At 40.9% G+C, this 18,123-nt stretch carries 17 protein-coding genes; 4 read left to right on the top strand and 13 right to left on the bottom strand.

Translation table 11 applies throughout. The features are described 5' to 3' along the window. Positions 1 to 6: 6 nt before the first annotated feature. On the bottom strand, positions 7 to 777 hold the full coding sequence (gene pnuC, locus Q3C15_RS05130; protein WP_204779189.1) for a nicotinamide riboside transporter PnuC: 771 nt from the start codon (positions 775 to 777) through the stop codon (positions 7 to 9). 200 nt (positions 778 to 977) lie between these two features. On the opposite strand from pnuC, the gene Q3C15_RS05125 reads away from it, so the two are divergent. Beyond that, positions 978 to 2,021, top strand: coding sequence for a DUF1002 domain-containing protein (locus tag Q3C15_RS05125; protein ID WP_283613842.1), 1,044 nt, complete (start codon positions 978 to 980; stop codon positions 2,019 to 2,021). 145 nt (positions 2,022 to 2,166) lie between these two features. On the opposite strand, the gene Q3C15_RS05120 is transcribed toward Q3C15_RS05125, so the two are convergent. The 4 genes from Q3C15_RS05120 to Q3C15_RS05105 form a co-directional block, all read right to left on the bottom strand. Then, a complete protein-coding gene (locus tag Q3C15_RS05120; protein WP_057827588.1) occupies positions 2,167 to 4,131 on the bottom strand; it encodes a fructose-specific PTS transporter subunit EIIC in 1,965 nt (654 codons plus the stop codon). A 19-nt stretch (positions 4,132 to 4,150) separates the two neighbouring features. Further along, entirely contained in the window at positions 4,151 to 5,062 is a 912-nt protein-coding gene (pfkB, locus tag Q3C15_RS05115) for a 1-phosphofructokinase (protein ID WP_057827589.1), read from the bottom strand. Further along, entirely contained in the window at positions 5,059 to 5,811 is a 753-nt protein-coding gene (locus tag Q3C15_RS05110) for a DeoR/GlpR family DNA-binding transcription regulator (RefSeq protein ID WP_204779192.1), read from the bottom strand. Before Q3C15_RS05110 ends, pfkB begins: the two co-directional genes overlap by 4 nt. Before the next feature lie 272 nt (positions 5,812 to 6,083). Further along, positions 6,084 to 6,899, bottom strand: coding sequence for a Cof-type HAD-IIB family hydrolase (locus Q3C15_RS05105; protein WP_235803895.1), 816 nt, complete (start codon positions 6,897 to 6,899; stop codon positions 6,084 to 6,086). A 121-nt stretch (positions 6,900 to 7,020) separates the two neighbouring features. On the opposite strand from Q3C15_RS05105, the gene Q3C15_RS05100 reads away from it, so the two are divergent. Continuing rightward, positions 7,021 to 7,362: a hypothetical protein gene (locus tag Q3C15_RS05100; protein ID WP_064213185.1), complete on the top strand. Its 342-nt coding sequence runs from the start codon at positions 7,021 to 7,023 to the stop codon at positions 7,360 to 7,362. Positions 7,363 to 7,377: 15 nt separating this feature from the next. Continuing rightward, the gene (locus Q3C15_RS05095) at positions 7,378 to 7,617 is read left to right on the top strand and encodes a hypothetical protein (protein WP_057827592.1); all 240 of its coding nucleotides are present in this window, start codon (positions 7,378 to 7,380) and stop codon (positions 7,615 to 7,617) included. A 52-nt stretch (positions 7,618 to 7,669) separates the two neighbouring features. Here Q3C15_RS05095 and yjeM read toward each other — a convergent pair whose 3' ends face one another. The 3 genes from yjeM to Q3C15_RS05080 form a co-directional block, all read right to left on the bottom strand. After that, positions 7,670 to 9,172 (bottom strand): glutamate/gamma-aminobutyrate family transporter YjeM, encoded by a 1,503-nt coding sequence (yjeM, locus tag Q3C15_RS05090; RefSeq protein ID WP_278852374.1) that lies wholly within the window; start codon positions 9,170 to 9,172, stop codon positions 7,670 to 7,672. A gap of 156 nt (positions 9,173 to 9,328) precedes the next feature. Then, positions 9,329 to 9,835, bottom strand: a complete 507-nt coding sequence (locus tag Q3C15_RS05085; protein ID WP_302704536.1) for a universal stress protein — start codon at positions 9,833 to 9,835, stop codon at positions 9,329 to 9,331. 266 nt (positions 9,836 to 10,101) lie between these two features. After that, positions 10,102 to 10,845, bottom strand: coding sequence for a deoxynucleoside kinase (locus Q3C15_RS05080; protein ID WP_302704535.1), 744 nt, complete (start codon positions 10,843 to 10,845; stop codon positions 10,102 to 10,104). A 288-nt stretch (positions 10,846 to 11,133) separates the two neighbouring features. On the opposite strand from Q3C15_RS05080, the gene Q3C15_RS05075 reads away from it, so the two are divergent. After that, positions 11,134 to 11,799, top strand: coding sequence for an NAD(P)H-dependent oxidoreductase (locus Q3C15_RS05075; RefSeq protein ID WP_302704533.1), 666 nt, complete (start codon positions 11,134 to 11,136; stop codon positions 11,797 to 11,799). Positions 11,800 to 11,851: 52 nt separating this feature from the next. Here the strand turns inward: Q3C15_RS05075 and Q3C15_RS05070 are convergent, their stop codons facing one another. The 5 genes from Q3C15_RS05070 to Q3C15_RS05050 form a co-directional block, all read right to left on the bottom strand. Then, positions 11,852 to 13,627 (bottom strand): DUF2207 domain-containing protein, encoded by a 1,776-nt coding sequence (locus Q3C15_RS05070; RefSeq protein ID WP_302704532.1) that lies wholly within the window; start codon positions 13,625 to 13,627, stop codon positions 11,852 to 11,854. Between the two features lie 24 nt (positions 13,628 to 13,651). Then, complete coding sequence (locus Q3C15_RS05065; RefSeq protein WP_302704530.1) at positions 13,652 to 14,086, bottom strand: hypothetical protein; 435 nt, start codon at positions 14,084 to 14,086, stop codon at positions 13,652 to 13,654. After that, a complete protein-coding gene (locus tag Q3C15_RS05060) occupies positions 14,076 to 15,257 on the bottom strand; it encodes a DUF998 domain-containing protein (protein ID WP_302704528.1) in 1,182 nt (393 codons plus the stop codon). Before Q3C15_RS05060 ends, Q3C15_RS05065 begins: the two co-directional genes overlap by 11 nt. A 112-nt stretch (positions 15,258 to 15,369) precedes the next feature. Further along, a complete protein-coding gene (locus Q3C15_RS05055; protein WP_302704526.1) occupies positions 15,370 to 17,541 on the bottom strand; it encodes an AAA family ATPase in 2,172 nt (723 codons plus the stop codon). Positions 17,542 to 17,665: 124 nt separating this feature from the next. After that, positions 17,666 to 17,908 carry a hypothetical protein gene (locus Q3C15_RS05050; RefSeq protein WP_057827599.1) on the bottom strand — a complete coding sequence of 81 codons (243 nt, stop codon included), beginning with the start codon at positions 17,906 to 17,908 and terminating at the stop codon, positions 17,666 to 17,668. Between the last annotated feature and the right edge of the window lie 215 nt (positions 17,909 to 18,123).

Below are 18,123 nucleotides of genomic sequence, written 5' to 3'. Positions count from 1 at the left end.
TTATGATTAATTTTCATGCGCCTTTTCTGTCCGGAACCAGCCTTTGCGACTAAAGAAAGCATACATGTCATTCAAGAAGAAAATTGAATAACTGAAGATCAACGCAAAATTGCCGGCGCCTTGAAGCATCGTTTGGATCCACAATGCAATCGTGATCACCGATGATAACGTCCAAACAAAATATTGTTCCCGCTTCCGGTTAAGTTCAAGCAGGGATCCAGTAACCGACATTGCTAAACTCATACTATCAAGGAAGACCCGCGGATCATTGGTTAAACTGAAAATATAATGCAAAACCGCCCACGCAATCAAGAAGAAGATGCCATACTTGATCCAGTCAAACCAACTATCAAATTTTTCAGCTTTAATATCATCATTCCATTTCGGATCTAAGATACAAAAAATATCAAGGAATAAAATGTAACCGATCTGTTCCCACGCATTAGCATAGTTATGTGCAATGAAGGCGGTCGTTGCAATGCAGATCGCACTTGTTAATCCCGCCCAGCCTTGAATTCCTGAACGGTTTGAAATTCCGATAACACATGCAACTGAAAGGTTCCCGCCAATAAACGCAATGATTGAAGTTACTGGGTGGGCACTAAATGACTGAACCATTGACCATACTTGTAAAATAAAGTTAAAGATCAAAAGACCGTAACTGAACCAGCCCCAACCACGGCACTGATCGATCAACCATTTAAAATAACCTTTCCGAAAAATATTTTTTGAATACTCTGGTAAGTGCGTTAGCACATCTTTATAACGACTAAACATCGAATCAACTTCCTTTCCGTTTTTAAACAACGTTCCCCATTATACATACATGTTGTGGTTTAATCAACTAAAAATTCTATATATTGTGTTAATCATTCTTCGGCTCTTTCCCAATTTTTATTCTTGAAATGGCCTTCAAAATTCGTCCGTTCAATGTCAAAAAGTGATAAAATCAAACTATATTTGAAAGGAGAAGCGCAATGAAAAAGAAAACAATCTGGAAAACAATTGTAACTGCCAGTGCGGCAATTACCTTAATGGGGACTGCGCCAACGGTTCTTAACCAAATTCAAGCTGCGCAAACCGAACAAACCGACTCAAACACGAACACTAACAGTCAATCAAATAATGATAAAACTTTAAGCTCAGCATACGTTGTTTATGGGGCCGGAACTTCAAGTGAAGTCCGCTCACAATTAAATAAGATTTTTGGCGTTGACTCGTCATTTAAACAATTGACCGCAACGGCTGCCGACTACAACAAATACATTGCTAACGGAACATCTGACACGACGAACGCCGCAATGATCAGTTCCGTTGCGATTGCGCCAAGTGATCCTGGTTCAGGGGTCAAAGTCAATATCAAAAATTATCAAGGTGATAACAACATCACTGAAGTAACGGCCCAACAATATGCCATGGTTGCTCAAATGGCCGGGGTAACTGACGTAACAATCGTCGTAACTGCCAACCGGCCCGTTTCTGGGGAATCAGCTTTGACTGGGGTTTACGAAGCCCTTGCCGCTAACGGAATTCAATTGAATACCCAAAACACTGCCAGTGCCAATCAAATGCTGAACGCGACCCAATCAGCGATCGATGCCAACAAGAATAATACTAAGTACCCTGGCCAGTTAATGGCTGCCGTTGGTGAAGTTTCAAAACAAATTTCACAACAAAAACAACAAAATAACGGTCAAGATCTTGCAACTAAGCAGGATATTCAAGCCATGTTAAATAAGGCTTTAGCTGAACATGGAATCGCAAATGAAACAACGAATAACCAAAAGGACCAGATCACCAATGCGTTGATCAATTTCCAAAATTCACCAATTTCAGCTGACAAATCGTACACCAAGAACGTTGATAACACGATTCAAAACGTTAAAAATTCAACCGGGAACTTGATGAATAAAGCTAAAAATTGGATGAACAGTAAGCAAGGTCAAGCTGCTGCCCAAGAAGCCAAGAACTGGTTTGAACGGTTCATTGACTGGATCAAGAGTTTGTTTGGTTGGAATTAATGTATTCATTTAATTAAACACAAAAAGAGGATGTGGCCATCAAGTCACATCCTCTTTTTATTCGCTTTTCATATCATCGGGTTCCAAAACAAACGAGTTACTTGCGATACGAAGCTCGCCTTGAGCGTTTTGTCACCCTTTCTTTTTATTCATACGGATCTTCTGAAACTTTCTTCTTGATCAAGCCCATAATGATTCCGGCAACAATTGAACCGATTACGGTTGCTAAGATGTATGCCCACCAGTTAGTTGCTAATGGAGTTACCCATAAACCACCGTGCGGAGCCGGAACACCGATCTTCATCCAGCCGACAATTGCGCCGCCGACTGCTGAACCGACAATACATGATGGGATAACATGCAATGGATCAGCCGTTGCGAATGGAATTGCCCCTTCAGTAATGAATGAGAATCCAAGAACCCAGTTGGTTACCCCAGCTTGACGTTCTTGCTTAGTGAACTTGTTCTTGAACAAGACCGTTCCGATTGCAGTTGCAAATGGCGGAACCATTCCCCCAACCATAACGGCAGCCATTAAAATGGCAGCAGTTGTTGAGTGCGGGTCGTTAGCAAACGCACCTGAAGCAAACACATAAGCAGCCTTGTTGAATGGGCCACCCATATCGATCGACATCATTCCTGCAAGGATCATCGTCAATAGAACAAGGTTCCCGGTCCCCATGCTGTTCAAGAAGTGCGTAATTACCAAGTTAATGCCTGAGAAGATTGGGTTGATGATGAAGAACATGATCAAAGCAATCAACAGTAACCCAAGAATTGGGTAAATCAGCATTGGTTTCATTCCTTCAACTGATTTTGGTAATTTGGCAAATAACTTCTTCAAGCCAACCATGATGTATCCAGCAATGAAGCCGGCTGCGATTCCGCCTAAGAATCCAGCACATGCGCCGGCGTTGGCATGGAAGTTAGCCTGGTAAACGCCACCAAATGAGCCCTTGTAGACCATTGCCATGAAACCACCGACAAACCCTGGCATCAAGGCTGGTTGATCGCCGATTGCTTCAGCAATGTATCCGGCAAGAACCGGAACCATGAAGGCAAAGGCCATGTTTCCGGCATTGTTCAAGAACTTGAATGCCAAACTGTGGCTTCCGCCCATGTAGTTTTCAACAACAAATGAAAGGGCCATTAAGATCCCACCGCCGATAACGAACGGTAACATGTGTGAAATCCCGTTCATTAACTGCTTGTAAATGTTAGCCCATACGCCGCCATTTGATGATTCTTCGGCAGTTTCACCTTCATCACCAGTTGCATGGAAGACCGGAGCTTTTTCATCCAAGATTTCTTGAATCAATGCTTCCGGTTCTTTAATTCCGGCAGTAACTGGCTTGTTAACTAAGTGCTTGCCATCAAACCGGGCCATCTTAACCTTCTTGTCGGCTGCAATGATAACCCCCTTGGCACGCTTGATTTCATCAGCGGTTAATTCATGCTTAACCCCTTCTGAACCATTTGTTTCAATCTTGATGTCAACGCCCATCTTCTTGGCCGTTTTCTTCAAGTTTTCTTCAGCCATGTAAGTGTGGGCAATTCCGTTTGGACATGCTGTTACCCCAACGATGTATGGCTTATCGCTTGAAGCCGGAGCTTGTTTTTCAGCCTCTTCTTCCGCTTTGTTTTCAGCTTCCTTTTCGGCAACGGCCTTAGCAAAGATGTCTTGAACTTTGTCCGGCGTATCAGCTTTCTTCAAGGCTGCAACAACGTCCGGATTCATCAAAACTTGGGATAATGCAGCTAAAGCTTGCAAGTGAGTGTTGTCGCCGCCTTCAGGAGCAGCAATCATGAAGAAGAGGTGGGCAGGTTGACCATCCATTGAGTCATAGTCGACCCCTTCAACACTGCGCGCAAACATTACGGCTGGTTTATTAACTGCTTTATCGTGAGCGTGCGGAATGGCAATTCCATCGCCCATTCCGGTTGAGCCTTCTTCTTCACGCTTTAAAATATCTTTTTTGTAAAGTTCTTCATCATTGATGATTCCCTTTTCGTAGTAGTGATGAACCATTTCATCAATGACCCCGGCCTTCGTTGTGGCTTTCAGGTTCATGATCATGATGTCCTTCATCAATAACTTGCGAATATCCATGATGTTTTCCCTCCTTTAATTAGTATTCTGTAATTTTGATTTGTGGCAAAATTTCATCAATTTTGGCACGGGTTGCTAAATCTTCAGAGAATGCAGTGGCTGATCCGCTTGCAAGGCCATACCGAAATGCTTCAACCGGATCCTTGGTTTCAGCAAACGTCCCGGTGAAACCAGCAAGCATTGAATCGCCGGCTCCAACAGAATTAATGACCGTTCCCTTGGGTGCCAATGAGCGGTAAACCTTGTCCTTCGTAACCATTAAGCCGCCATCGCCCGCCATTGAGATCAATACGTGTTGGGCACCCATTTCAAGCAACTTCTTAGCATATTTAACAATGTCATCCATGCCGTTGAATTTCACGTGAAACATTTCAGCTAATTCATGGTTATTCGGTTTAACAACTAATGGGTGTTCCGGTAAGGTCTTCAACAAGCTGTCACCCGTTGTATCAATTACAAATTGAGCGCCCTTTGACCGGATGATCTTGATCAAATCAAAGTAAAAATCATCACCCAATCCTGGAAGCAAACTTCCGGCAAAAACAACCGTGTCATCCGCCGTTAAATTATCAAACTTTGCCTTGAACTGGTCAAGTTCGTCAGCTGATAATTGCGGCCCCTTACCGTTAATTTCGGTTTCTTCTTGGGCCTTGATCTTAACGTTGATCCGGGTATTGCCCTTAATTGAAGTGAAGTCAGACTTTAAGCCCACCTTCTTTAACGCGTCTTCAACAAAGTTCCCCGTAAAGCCGCCTAAGAAGCCCCAGGCAACACTTTCGTGACCTAGTTCTTGAAGAATCCGCGAAACATTGATTCCCTTACCGCCAGGAAGCATGTTGTCATAATCCATCCGGTTGACTTCGCCAAGCGTTAAATTTTGTAACTGAACGATGTAATCAATTGACGGATTGACCGTAACTGTGTAAATCATTCTTGAACCTCCTCAACTCTCGTTTGACTCTTAAAAGAATGAAGCAGCTTTGCGGGAAGCTTTTCAACAATGATCGTTGCGGCATTTAATGGGGCAACGTTCACAAAGGATACCTTGTTAAACTTCGATGAATCAGCAAGGACAAACGTTGCCTGCGATTTGGTCAATGCGTATTCCTTGATTGCGGCTTCATCTGGATCCGGTGTTGTATAACCATCCTGATCAATGCCGTTAATTCCAAGGAATGCTTTATTGAACCGTAATTTGCTTAACTGATTCAGTGCATCGACCCCCACAATCGCTTTGGTCGTCTCTTTCAAAAGGCCGCCCACCATGATCGTTTTAATGTGCCGTTCCGCTAAGGCTGAAGCATGCAAGATTCCGTTCGTTACCACCGTGATTCCTTGATTCTGCGGTAAATAATCGACCATTGCAAGGGTCGTTGTCCCGGCATCAAGGAAAATCACGTCTTCAGGTTTAACATGCTGCGCTGCTTGTTTACCAATCAGTTCCTTCGCATGCGGATGTTGGGACGCCTTGCCAAACATATCAGGTTCATTTTGCAAGGTATAATTGATCTTTGCGCCGCCGTGGACCCGTTCTAACAATCCCTTTTCTTCAAGCGTTTGTAAGTCACGCCGGACTGATGATTCTGACCCATGGGTTTGGTCGCAAATTTCCTGAACCTTAACAAATTGATTGGTTTTCAGCATCTCCAAAATCATTTGTTGCCGTTCTTCTGCAAGCATTTTCATTCCCTCCACGTCAATAGTTTAGCATTATTAATGGTCAAATTCAATCACATTCGATCAAATTCAATCATTTTTATTCAAAAGATGAGCAAAAGTGAGCAAAAAAAGAGAAGGTGTGACAAAACGTTCAAAACGAGCGTGGTGGAAGCAGAAAAGCGAACGAATCGCGCAGCATAGATTCGGAGGTTTTCGAACTTCCACTCAGCTCGTTTGTTTTGGAACCCGATTATGCGAAGATAGCAAAAAGGTTGCGACTTATATCACACCTTCTAACTCAACACATACTTTTCAACCGCTAATCCCAAGCCATCATGGTTGTTATCTTCCGTAATCACTGAAGAAACTTCCTTAACATGCGGGTTTCCATTTCCCATTGCAACGCTGAACGGAATCTGTTCAAGCATTGAAAGGTCGTTGTTTTCGTCCCCCGCAACCATGATTTCATCTGGTTTGATTCCAAGATGGGCTGCCAGTTCCAACACCGCGTGTCCCTTTGTCGCGTTCACGTTGTTAAATTCCAAGAACCACGGTGCACTTCTGACGATTGCATACTTTTGATAAAGCTCTTCCGGAATCTGATCAAGTTGCGCCGCAATCTTTTCCGCCTGGTCGACCCACATAAATTTCGCGGCATCCATTCCCGTCGGTAAATCTTCAAGCCGCCGGTATCTCAATGGCATGTGAGTATAAAAGGCATCTTCAACTGAATACTTGCTGATGTCTTGATTCGTAACGTAAATTTCAGAGTTCAGCGTCACGACTTGACTTTTGATTCCGCAATCATCCGCCATTTTAATGAAATCAATGCATTCTAAATCAGTTAACCCATTTTCAAATACAACTTCGTGCTTTCCAACATTCATTGCTTGGGCTCCGTTGAACGTGATCGCATAATCATCATTTCCGGTTAATCCTAATTCTTCCAGGTAATCTTGAATTCCTGAAACCGGCCGGCCGCTGCATAATACAACATAAATTCCACGCTTCCGGGCTTCTTTAAGAGCAGCAACGGTCCGCGGCATGATCCGCTTATCATCTGTCACCAGTGTTCCGTCAATATCCGTCGCAATCATTTTAATTTTCATCAGAAAGCCTCCCTGCGATTTTTGAAATCGTTTTCTAATTAATTTTAGCTTACCATATAATCTTTCACTCTTTAAGATTTTTTTGTAAAATGAAAACAGATATTCTAGAGGAGGGATATTTATGTTTACAATGATTCCTGACGATTATCCTGAAGCAATTGCCAAGTTATCTTGGCTTAAAGCTCACGGATATCCAGATGCAACTGAAGAAGGCGTTTTACGCGATACGGTTCTTTTAGGAACGCAAGATCTTTTTAACGAAGCTCTTGAAGAATCCTACTGGACTGTTTTGTGGGATGTTCAAGACAAAAAAATGTGGGTGCGCGGCGTTCAAAGTGAACGGGTCGGTGAACTCGTTCCCCGGAAGGGATTTGAAACCTTTGAAGATGACTTTAAAGATGATGCATATCAATTCTGGGAAAATCTTGGAACCCAAGTCCGTAGCATCGTCGGCAGCGAATAAAAAGCAGGTGCAATAATGAAACATCTTAAACGTAATTTAATCCTGGTTTTCATTGCTGATACCCTGTTATTGATTGCTTGCCTCGCATTTACGGTTCAAAAATTCATTCACCATCCGCAAATGTCGCTGGAACTGATCATTTTACTGATCTTTGATTTTATCGTGTTAAGTACGTTCTGCTCGTTGTTAACGATTGCTGTTCAGTACATTATTCGCAAAATCAAAGCACGGAAAAAGCAAAAAGAAGAACAATAGAAAAAAACGGTTATGGTTTGAAAGCCATAACCGTTTTTCTTTCATTTATTTTCTAATTTTTCTTTTCCCTTTTCCGGCTTGAAACTTCATAGAAGATCAACGCAACGGCCCCGAAGAAGATCGGCCCGATTGCTGTCCAGAACGCTGTACTGTACTGATGAACAAGGATTGGCTGAATAATCGTAAACAAGATTCCACCTGAAAGAACGATCAAGCACAATGCAACGATCAGATTTGTCCAGAACTTATTCTTAAAGAATTCAAATGGACGGTCAATGTCCTTCAACTTCTTAAAGAATGGAAAAGCCCCAACTAAGAACAAGTATGGGAACGTTGTTGAGACGTTTGACATGTTTGTCAAAATCGTAAAGAACTTGCTTGCAGCTGAACCCCCAAATGAAATGAAGAAGATAAAGACGCAAACAACGATTGCTTGAATCCACATTGCAAATGCCGGCATTCCTGCTTTGTTCAACTTCGTAACCTTTTCAGGCCATAAATCTGGGTCTGAACCCATAATGAATGACTTGATCGGTGAGTAAGTCATAATGAAGAAACTTCCGATAACGGCAAGTAAAATACTGAAACCAGTAAACCGAGTCATTAAGCTTCCGAATAACAATGCGGTGTGATGTGAAACGCCGATCGCATTTCCGAATGCAACCCCTAAGTTCCCCATCAAAACATATGTAACATTTCCAAGGGTTACTTGGCCACCACCAAAGACGTGCCGCCAGTTTGTACTAAAGCCCCACATGAAGATCGTTAAGGCGTAACCAACTGCAATGATTGCCGTTGCAAACAAGATTCCGCGTGGGAATGTCTTTTCCGGTTCATCCAAACTATCCATGATTCCGCCCATGGTTTCCATTCCGCCGTATGCAAAAATCGCATAAACGATGAATGAAATCATCGCGATTGGCGTTGTAAATTGGGCGTTTGGTGAGTGAATGAATGAACTCATTCCGCTAACCGGTTGTGCTAAGTGGCCGTGGTTGAAGACCAAAATTAAAATACTAATGATCAAAAACAGACCGTTAACAGCAAGGTTAAAGGCGCCGCCGACCGTTGAGACCTTGGCGATCGCATCCATTCCGCGTGATGAGAAGAACGTTACGATCAAGACCCCAACAATTCCGATTACCCCTAAAGTTTCAACTGAAGATAAGCCGAATAAGTGCCATGATGAAGTTGTATCTTTCCCAAAGATCACTGATGACAATGGGATACAGAAACTTGAAGCCGTTTGAACAAGCCAAACAATCCAGGCTGCCAACCAAATGAAAGTCCCAACAAAGGCCCATTTTTCACCGATTGACCCTTCAAGCCATGAATAAATTCCACCTTTTGCTTCTTTAAAAGATGATCCGTATTCGGCTAACATCAAGCTAACTGGTAAGAAGAATACCAACGCCGCTAAAATATACCAAATAATACTTGCATACCCCATTTGCATAAATGCCCGGGGCGTGTTTGCGAACCCGTAGATTGATGAAATGATCATCATTACCAGGGTCGCCAAACCAATTTTTTTCGTTTTCGATGATGATTCCACGAATTAAAATTCCCTTCAAATTAAAATATACAGTTAAAATTATAGCACTCTAAGAAAAGATGACAAAATTCATTGACAATTTTAATTTTTATTGATAAAAAAGCGAGGCTGGAGCTTATGATCCAGTCTCGCTTAAATGTTTATTATTCTTTAATGTTATTCGTCTTCAATGTCTTCCATATCTTCTTGGATTTCTTTAGCCGTCGATTCTGGCGTCCGGGCGATCATGATATCGCACTTCGCGGTCCGCATTACGTATGATGCAACGGAGCCAACGATGATCCGCTTAAAGAAGTTCTTTCCGGTTTCACCAACGATGATCAAATCGTTTTTATATTCCGGTTGGAAATCTTCAACAATAACGGTTTTCGGATTTCCGAACCGCAAGTGAACGGAAACTTTATCCTTTGGCAACCCTTCTTCAATCAGGTGCTCTTTCAAATCATTGATGTATTGTTCACATTCTTGTTCCTCTTTATAGATGCGTTCGCCATCAAGGGTAATTCCTGCATTGCCGTATTCCAGCGAATTCATATCAAGCACCCATAAAACATCAAGGTGAGCATCATTCCGCTTAGCAATGTTTAACGCATCCATCAATGCAACCTCTGATCCCTTTGAGCCGTCGATTCCAACTAAAATATTTTTGTAGCCTAATGCCATGACCAACACTCCCATCCACTTATCTATTTTTATGATAACTTTATCATATTGAGTTTTCAAGTAAAGGTTTTCATTTATTTAAATATAGTAAAAGAGGTTGAGTAAATGCTCAACCTCTTTATCATAATCGGGTTCCAAAACAAACGAGCTGCGACGCGGAGCTAGGGTGACGCGCAGCTAAGCCGCAAACCTCCGAATCTATGCTGGCGCGATTCGTTCATTTTTCTACTTCCACCACGTTCGTTTTTGGTGTTTTGTCACACCTTCTATTCTTCATCCAACAAAATCTTGTGCTTTTCCTTTAATTTAGCAGCCTTTTCCGCTGTTAAATTACCAAGTTCAACTAACTTGTCTTCGATCATTTCTAAGACTTCTACCCGGTCTTCCATGTTCGTAACAAAGTCATACTTGTCACCGTCGATCACTAACATTGGTGATGCATCATATTCATCACGCCAAATATCGTATTGCTTAAGCAACCGGTGATAGTAGTCAACCAATGACGGATCGTTTTCAACCAATTCATATTCCCGGCCGCGCTTTTCGATTCGTTTGAGCATCGTATCATATGAAACCTTGATCGTAATCATCAAGTCCGGTGATTTTTTGTGCGAAGCAAATGGAAGTTCTTCCATCATGTTTGCAAGCAAGCTCTTATAAATATCATATTCAACTTCCGTTGCGTTACCCATTTCGGTGTTCATCCGCATGAAGATTTCGTCCTCATAGATCGAACGGTCAAGAATGTTGTTGTCTTCTTGCATTGCCTGCTTGATCATTGCAAACCGCCGATTCAAGAAGAACGTTTGCAACAAGTATGCATATGGGTTAGTTGCTTCTTCATCGCCGGCTGCCCGTTTCTTAGCGGCAATTTCGTTTCCTTTATAAAAAAGCGGTAATACCGGATTGTCCTTTACCGGTTCATAAAATGCCTTGGTTCCTAATTCATCTGATAAAATTTCCGTTAAACTTGATTTACCAGACCCAATAATTCCTGAAAGTGTAATCAAAATGATAGATGCATCCTTTCTTCCGGGTTCATTGTCTCCCTTGATTTTCTTGTTTGCGATTCATAATTCCGTTAACAAGCACTCTTAATCATACGCCGATTCCCCCGAAAAATAAAGCTACATTTTGGGGATCATGATTTACCCAATCACTAGATATGGTAAGTAAGAAAGCGGATTTTTCGGAAATCCCGTTAGCAAATTTTAAAAATTTATTCGCAGTTTTTTTGCATTCATTGCTGATTCAATATGGTAAAATAACTCTAATAAAAAGTAAGTGAGGTAATTATTATGAGTATACAAGAAGAACGTCAACACATTCTTGATGTTTTTCACCGGCGGTATGCAACCAAAAAATTCGACCCGAATAAAAAAATCAGTGACGCTGATTGGCAAACGATTATTGAGGCCGGCCGGTTATCCCCAAGTTCCTTTGGCTATGAACCATGGAAGTTTCTTTTAATTGAAAATCCTGAAATCAAGGAAGACTTGAAAAAAATCTGCTGGGGCGCAGTTAATAGTCTGAACGGGGCAAACCACTTCGTAATCATCCTTGCTCGAAAGAACGTTACGATCACCAGCCCGCATGTTAAACACATGGTTGAAGATGTAATGGGCGTTGATTTCGACGTTCACTCACCCCGCAGTGAAAAATTCAAAAGTTTCCAGGAAAACGACTTTGACTTAAACAGCGACCGGGCATTATTTGACTGGGCAAGCAAACAAACTTACATTCCACTGACCAACATGATGACGGTCGCCGCTGAACTTGGAATTGACAGTTGTCCAATTGAAGGCTTCAACCGGGCAAAGGTCGATAAGTATTTAGCTGATAAAGGAATCATTGATCCAAATGAATTCGGCGTTTCCGTGATGCTTGGCCTGGGCTACCGTGATCAGGAACAGCCAAAGAAGACCCGGCAACCGTTAGATAAAGTGTTGGAAGTTATTAAATAGTTTTATTGATAAAAAAAGATTGGGTTTCGTTTTGAAATCCAATCTTTTTTCGTTAAAACGCTCCGCCGCCAGAGCCACCACCGAAGCCGCCGGAACTTCCGGAAGAATTTAAAGTTGATGATATTGTAGATGCTGCACTTAGGTCAAGAGATTCATAAAAAGTAACATTGAAATTATCACAAAAATCTAACGCCAATAATTCTTGTTCCATATATCCTTTTTCAAAATTCGTCCCTAACTTTTTAGCAACTTGCTTTGCACAGCCAAATGAAACAGCATATGGTAAAACATCTTCCCATATACTCATTGAATCTACATCTGCTGTATTTAAATTACTAATATCCTTAAGCATTTTCTTAAAACCTACAATTTTCTTATATTGTTCAATCCCGGTCGATGTTAATTCATGCTTAAAGAAATGGAAATAACAATAATATCCTAATAAAACTGGGATTGGCGTCAATACCAATTCCCATTCAGGCAAAGTATTGAAGCAAAAAATTCCGATTATAAAATCACATGCTAAGTAAAAAATCATTAGCCATAAGAAAATTTGTTCGATTATCGCCTTATTTTTATCAAAAATACCTAAATCCTTTACTTGTTTCATAATTACATGTTTCCATTTCCTAAATTCCCAGTTCAACATCTGATCTTCACCAGCTGTTTTTCGAATTTCTGAAACATTAACTTCGTTATTTTTACCAACTATAAGAATTATATTCTTTAAAAATAAATCCTCTTCTCGCGGATTATTAAACCAATTTTGATCTTCAACCTTTAACTTATAATCTTCATTTTCTGTTTTGGAAATTGATATTTTCTTATCTCTAACTAAAGAAAGAATATATCCTGTAAATGCCTCAACATTTGGCAAACTCCCCTTTCTTGAAATTGACTGAACTATCGGAACAGATAATTTCGGAATATCAAAATTATGTTCAATGTCTTTAGGATATCTGAAGTATTTCTTTCCCTTATACATTAACTGGACGACGATTATAAGAATAATAACAACCATCCACATAATAACAGATACAACAATTGACGCTGTATTAATTCCTAATTTTCTTTTTAAAGCAATCCATCTTTCTTGTGATAATACTTTCTTTACAATATTTTCATCAACTTTATTCGTATTATTCTTAGTTATAGATGTAGGAAAAAGGGTATCTACCTCTACAAAGTTACCCTTAGATACCTTAGGAATGTGAATCTTTATTGATTTTAAAGCTGGGTCGAATGTCAATTTGTAATTTTCTGAACTATGACACCAAGTATATTTTCTTAAATTTGATATCTTATCTGGAAAAGATATTTTTATATTTACATTATGTAAATCTTGCTGCCATTGCGTCCCAATTAATTGCCAATTCAATCGTGCTGCATCTTTATAATTCGTAACACCTGCATGAATTATATAACGATAGTTAAATGTTGCTTTTGAATCTTCTGGAGCGTAAACTTTAAATTTTAACTCTCCAAAATTCTTTGTTACTTTACACGTTCCATCTTCTTTTGAATTATTTATTGGGATCGAATTTGAATTATAATAACCATCTTTTATCCCTACACCAACAACTGATGCACCTTCTCCTGGCAATTCCTGAGTATAGTAAACACCATTATGATATGCATCAGTAAAGTCATACGTAATAGTCCGTTTAACGTATAAATCTCCATCTGACAAAACTTTAACGTCAACGTCCATCTGATCGATTTTATAATCATCATCGTCGTCGGCATGAATATGTCCAAAATTCAATCCGATTATTCCTAAAAAGGCCACGATCAAAATCGTGAACCATCGCCTACTCTTCTTTTTCAACTAACTTACTCCTTGCTTTCCAAGTTACTTTCGAACCTTTTTAACTATTAACACGATTACTAACAGCGGCGCATAGCCAATCAAAATAATTGGCAGCAGCACCGCAAAAATGGCGGGTAAGATTGCAATCCATAATGCTCGCTGCCACATTTTTTGGTTAGCCTTTATCAACGTTTCCTGATCATTTCCCGGGTGATGTTGAACGACCGTTTGCCATTCTGTTTGATGGCAATGCGGGCATTTGCACTGATATGCTAGCTGGTTATCAACTAACTGGTATTGGAACTTTTCAATCTCTTTTTTCGTTTTTGAAAATTCTTGACCGCAGTGCTTGCACTTCAGCCACACCTTGACAGCCTTTGATTGGGCGTTCATTACGACTCCTAAATACAGCATCCAGCCAAAAAGGTTAATAAACGCAATGATCCTTAAAACACTGGCGATTTGATTAATCAGCATTCTTCTTCACCTGCTCATCAATTTCAATTTTGACGTCATACTTATCATCTTCGTCTTCAACGATCCCGATCATCGTATCAAAAAGGATTAAGATCCAGCCAAATGCCAGGATAAACGCAATTAATTCAAAGGCGGTCAACGAAATGATATGCAGCGGTTTGAACATTAAATCAATAATTACCAGACCAACGCACATTCCATATGACAACGCCAAGAACCGTTTACCAACTTCCGGCAATAACCAGCGGATTCCAACAATTAAAATAATAATCAAGTAAACTAGATACCCCGCAACTTTGTCGTGTAAAACGTGGAAGTTTGCGTTGTTGGGGAATAATCCGACTGCACCAACATCAAGGGCAGTAACGGTCAAAATGATCCGTAAAGTGATCGTCCGCCATGTATTTTTCACAACCGCCCGCAACGAAACAAAAATATAATCAACCAGTGCAACCATCAATAATGATGAGAAGACCAGCGTTAAGTTAAATTGCCAGCTGTTATTAGCGTGTTTGGTTCCTAAAAAACTGAGGTTGTGCTGCCACCAATTCCGGCCATTTGACGCCATTGACATGACCGCGCCACTAGTAATTACTAAAATCATGATCGTTGTCAGCATGCCATAATTAACTGCCAACCCGATCCGAACCATGATGTAATTGATTGCCGTTACAAAGACAAAAAACAGCATCATTGCGACCACGTGGCCAAAGGTGATCCCGGTAAATAACCGGCTTAAGCCCCACGCAATTCCCATTAATGCCAAGGATAAAATCAACACAAATGAAATTACAATGACCGGGAACGTCCGCCAAAAGGTCTTTGCCGAATACGCGACCGTGATTTTCTTCCGGTTGGAAATGAAATACGCACTAAATAAAATCATTCCTGACAGTCCACCAAAAACGATCAGCCCACTGGCAATTGAATTCGTTCCAACCAACGGAACCTGGTGCAAATGCACCGCGTTAATGAAGATCCAAAAAGCAATGCTTGTTAAAATCGAAGCAATTAAGATCCAAATCACATTAAATTGCCGCTTGTTACTGTCATGATTTTTCTTTTTTAACCGAATTTCGCCATTTCGCGCCGTAATTTTAAAATCATCATCGTTATGCAAGTCATATTTCTTTACCAATTCATCAGGCACTGAAATCTTGATTTTCGCCATTTTAAGGTTTCCTTTCTGAAATGTATCTGTTTTTCATTATAACAGATTCATTTTGAGAATTCGGGACAAAAAATAGCAGTGCCAGAAATGACACTGCTATTCTCATTCTTAATTATTTAGTTTCTTTATCATCGTTCTTTGATGATTCTACCTTTGAATCCCTTGCTTTTGAATCATCGGCTTTTTCAGCTGACCGTTCGCTGATTACTAATTGACCATCCTGCATGTCAGCAGCCAAGTGTTTAACATCGGGGTTGTCTAAGTAGAAATCAGTTACCTTGTCACGAATCTGTTGTTCAATTACGCGCCGTAATGGACGTGCGCCCATCGCTTCATCGTAACCTTGTTCGATCAGGTAATCCTTTGCCTTGTCTGAAACCGTTAAGTCAATGTTCTTCTTGGCTAATGTTTGGTTAACTTCGTCAAGCATTAAGTTAACGATCTTCTTCAAGTCGTCCTTTGTCAAATGTGAGAATTCGATAACGGCGTTGAACCGGTTCAAAAATTCTGGACGGAAGTATGGAGCGATCCGTTTCATAATGTCTTCGTCCTTCTTTTCATCGCCGTTTGGTTCTTCGTTTCCGAATCCAGCATTTGAAGTTGCAATAATTACGGTATTCTTGAAGTTAACGGTGTTCCCTTGACCGTCTGTCAACCGACCATCGTCTAACACTTGAAGTAATAACGTAATTACTTGCGGATCAGCCTTTTCAATTTCATCAAGCAAGATGATTGAGTATGGGTTCCGCCGTACGCGTTCGGTTAAAGTGTTGTTATTATCATCATAGCCAACGTATCCGGCAGATGTTCCGATCAATTTCGATACCGCTGTCCGGTCTGAATATTCTGACATATCCAACCGAATGATGGCATCTTTTGAACCGAACATATCCAAGGCTAATTGTTTAGCCAATTCTGTCTTTCCGACCCCCGTTGGTCCAACGAACAAGAAACTTCCGATTGGACGGTTGCCTTCGTCAAAGCCGGCCCGGTTCCGCCGAATTGCCCGTGCAACTGCATCGACGGCTTCGTCTTGGCCAATGACCTTGCCTTTCAACCGCGTTCCGATTTCCTTTAAGCGTTCAATGTCGCTTGCCCCCATCTTTGAAACCGGAATTCCGGTCAACCGTTCAACTGCTTCGGCCACATCATTGACCGTTGCCGTTACCTTTTGTTCTTCAGCGTGATTATCGATTTGTTTTTGCAACTCTTTGATCTTGGTCTTGGCATTCAAAGCTGCTTCGTAATCTTCTTTTTCAGCAGCTTTTTCTTGCTTTTCTTTTTGAGCGGCAATTTCCTTTTCAATCTCCTTCACGTCAGTTACCGGATGTTGAGCTGCCAAGTGTGCAGCGGTCATATCGATCAAATCGATTGCCTTATCTGGCAAGCTGCGTTGCGGAATGTATTGAATTGAGTAATCCACGGCAGCCTTTAAAACCTTATCTGGTAATTCGACGTTGTGGTGTTTTTCATATAACGGCCGGATTCCTTGCAAAATCTTGAATGTATCTTCAGCAGATGGCGCGTTCACCGTTACTTCGTTGAATCGCCGTGCCAATGCTGCATTCTTCATGATCGTGTTATGGTATTCATCTTGAGTCGTTGCCCCAATGACCGTGATTTCACCACGTGACAATGCTGGTTTCAAGATGTCAGCCATTCCCTTTGAACCGCTGCCGTCACCCATTCCACCGGCACCTAAGATTTGGTGGATTTCGTCAAAGAATAAGATCACGTTGCCACGTTCCTTAACTTCCTTGATCAAGTTTTGAATGTTTTCTTCAAAACTGCCCCGGAATTGTGTTCCGGCTTCAAGGCCTGAAATATCAATACTGATAATTTCCTTGTTCTTGATTGCTGCGGGAACATCGCCATTAACGATTGCTTGAGCTAAGCCTTCAACAACGGCAGTCTTCCCAACACCCGCATCACCGACTAAAACAGGGTTATTCTTTGTCCGCCGTGATAAAATTTCAGCGGTTTCTTGAATTTCCTTATTTCTGCCGATTACCGGATCAAGTTTACCGTCACGTGCTTCTTGCGTTAAGTTCCGGCCTAATTTTTCAAGAATGCCATCTTTTTTACCTTTACCAGCCATTTTACCTTGTTGAGCATTGACGCCCTTTGGTAACTTGCCAGTCTTCCGGTATTCTGCAAATTCTTCAGGGGTAACTTCCCGGCCGTTAATTAAATAACGTTTATTTTCTGAGTTAAATCCGTTCATGCCACCCATTAATTCATTAAAAATATCATCCATATTATCAAATGGTCCCATGTTAGCCATAGTCTATCCCTCCAAAAATTCTTTCTTAACATATTCTGTCAGTGAGATTTTCCAACAAAAAAGTCCGACTGATACACAAACCTAAAGTGACTCAACCAAGACTTTCCGCGGTTACAAAACCTTACTATTCGTCATTTTCTTCGTCATTCAGTAAGTAGCCTTCTTCCAGCTCCTTGAGAACCTCCCACATCATCTTGTGCTGCGCCTGTGCCAACGCATCCAAGTCGCGAAGATTCATCGACGTTGCCTTCGACTGCTCCTTATTGAATGACTTGTGTAGAGTTGTGTAACCGTAGCCCGATATTTTAGCTACGCGGTAGATCGTCAAATCTTGGTGATCGAGGTAACTTTTAATATCGATTTTCATCTCTATCACATCCCTACGTTTATTAGTATATCACATATGTAATATATTACAAGTGTGGAACTCTACAAAAGTGAAATATTTTTGATTTTATTTTTTCTTCCTATATATAGACGATGGTCCAAATTTATTTTCAAGATTCAAAGCGTTTTTCTTTTTAAATTTTTTAACAAAGAGTTATAATTAAAAACGTGTTAAGGATGATGTTTACATCATTC

Origin of the sequence: Ligilactobacillus sp. 110_WCHN, assembly GCF_030518115.1 — a bacterium.
GTDB lineage: Bacteria > Bacillota > Bacilli > Lactobacillales > Lactobacillaceae > Ligilactobacillus > Ligilactobacillus aviarius_C.
This window is presented reverse-complemented; position numbering and strand designations above follow the sequence as displayed.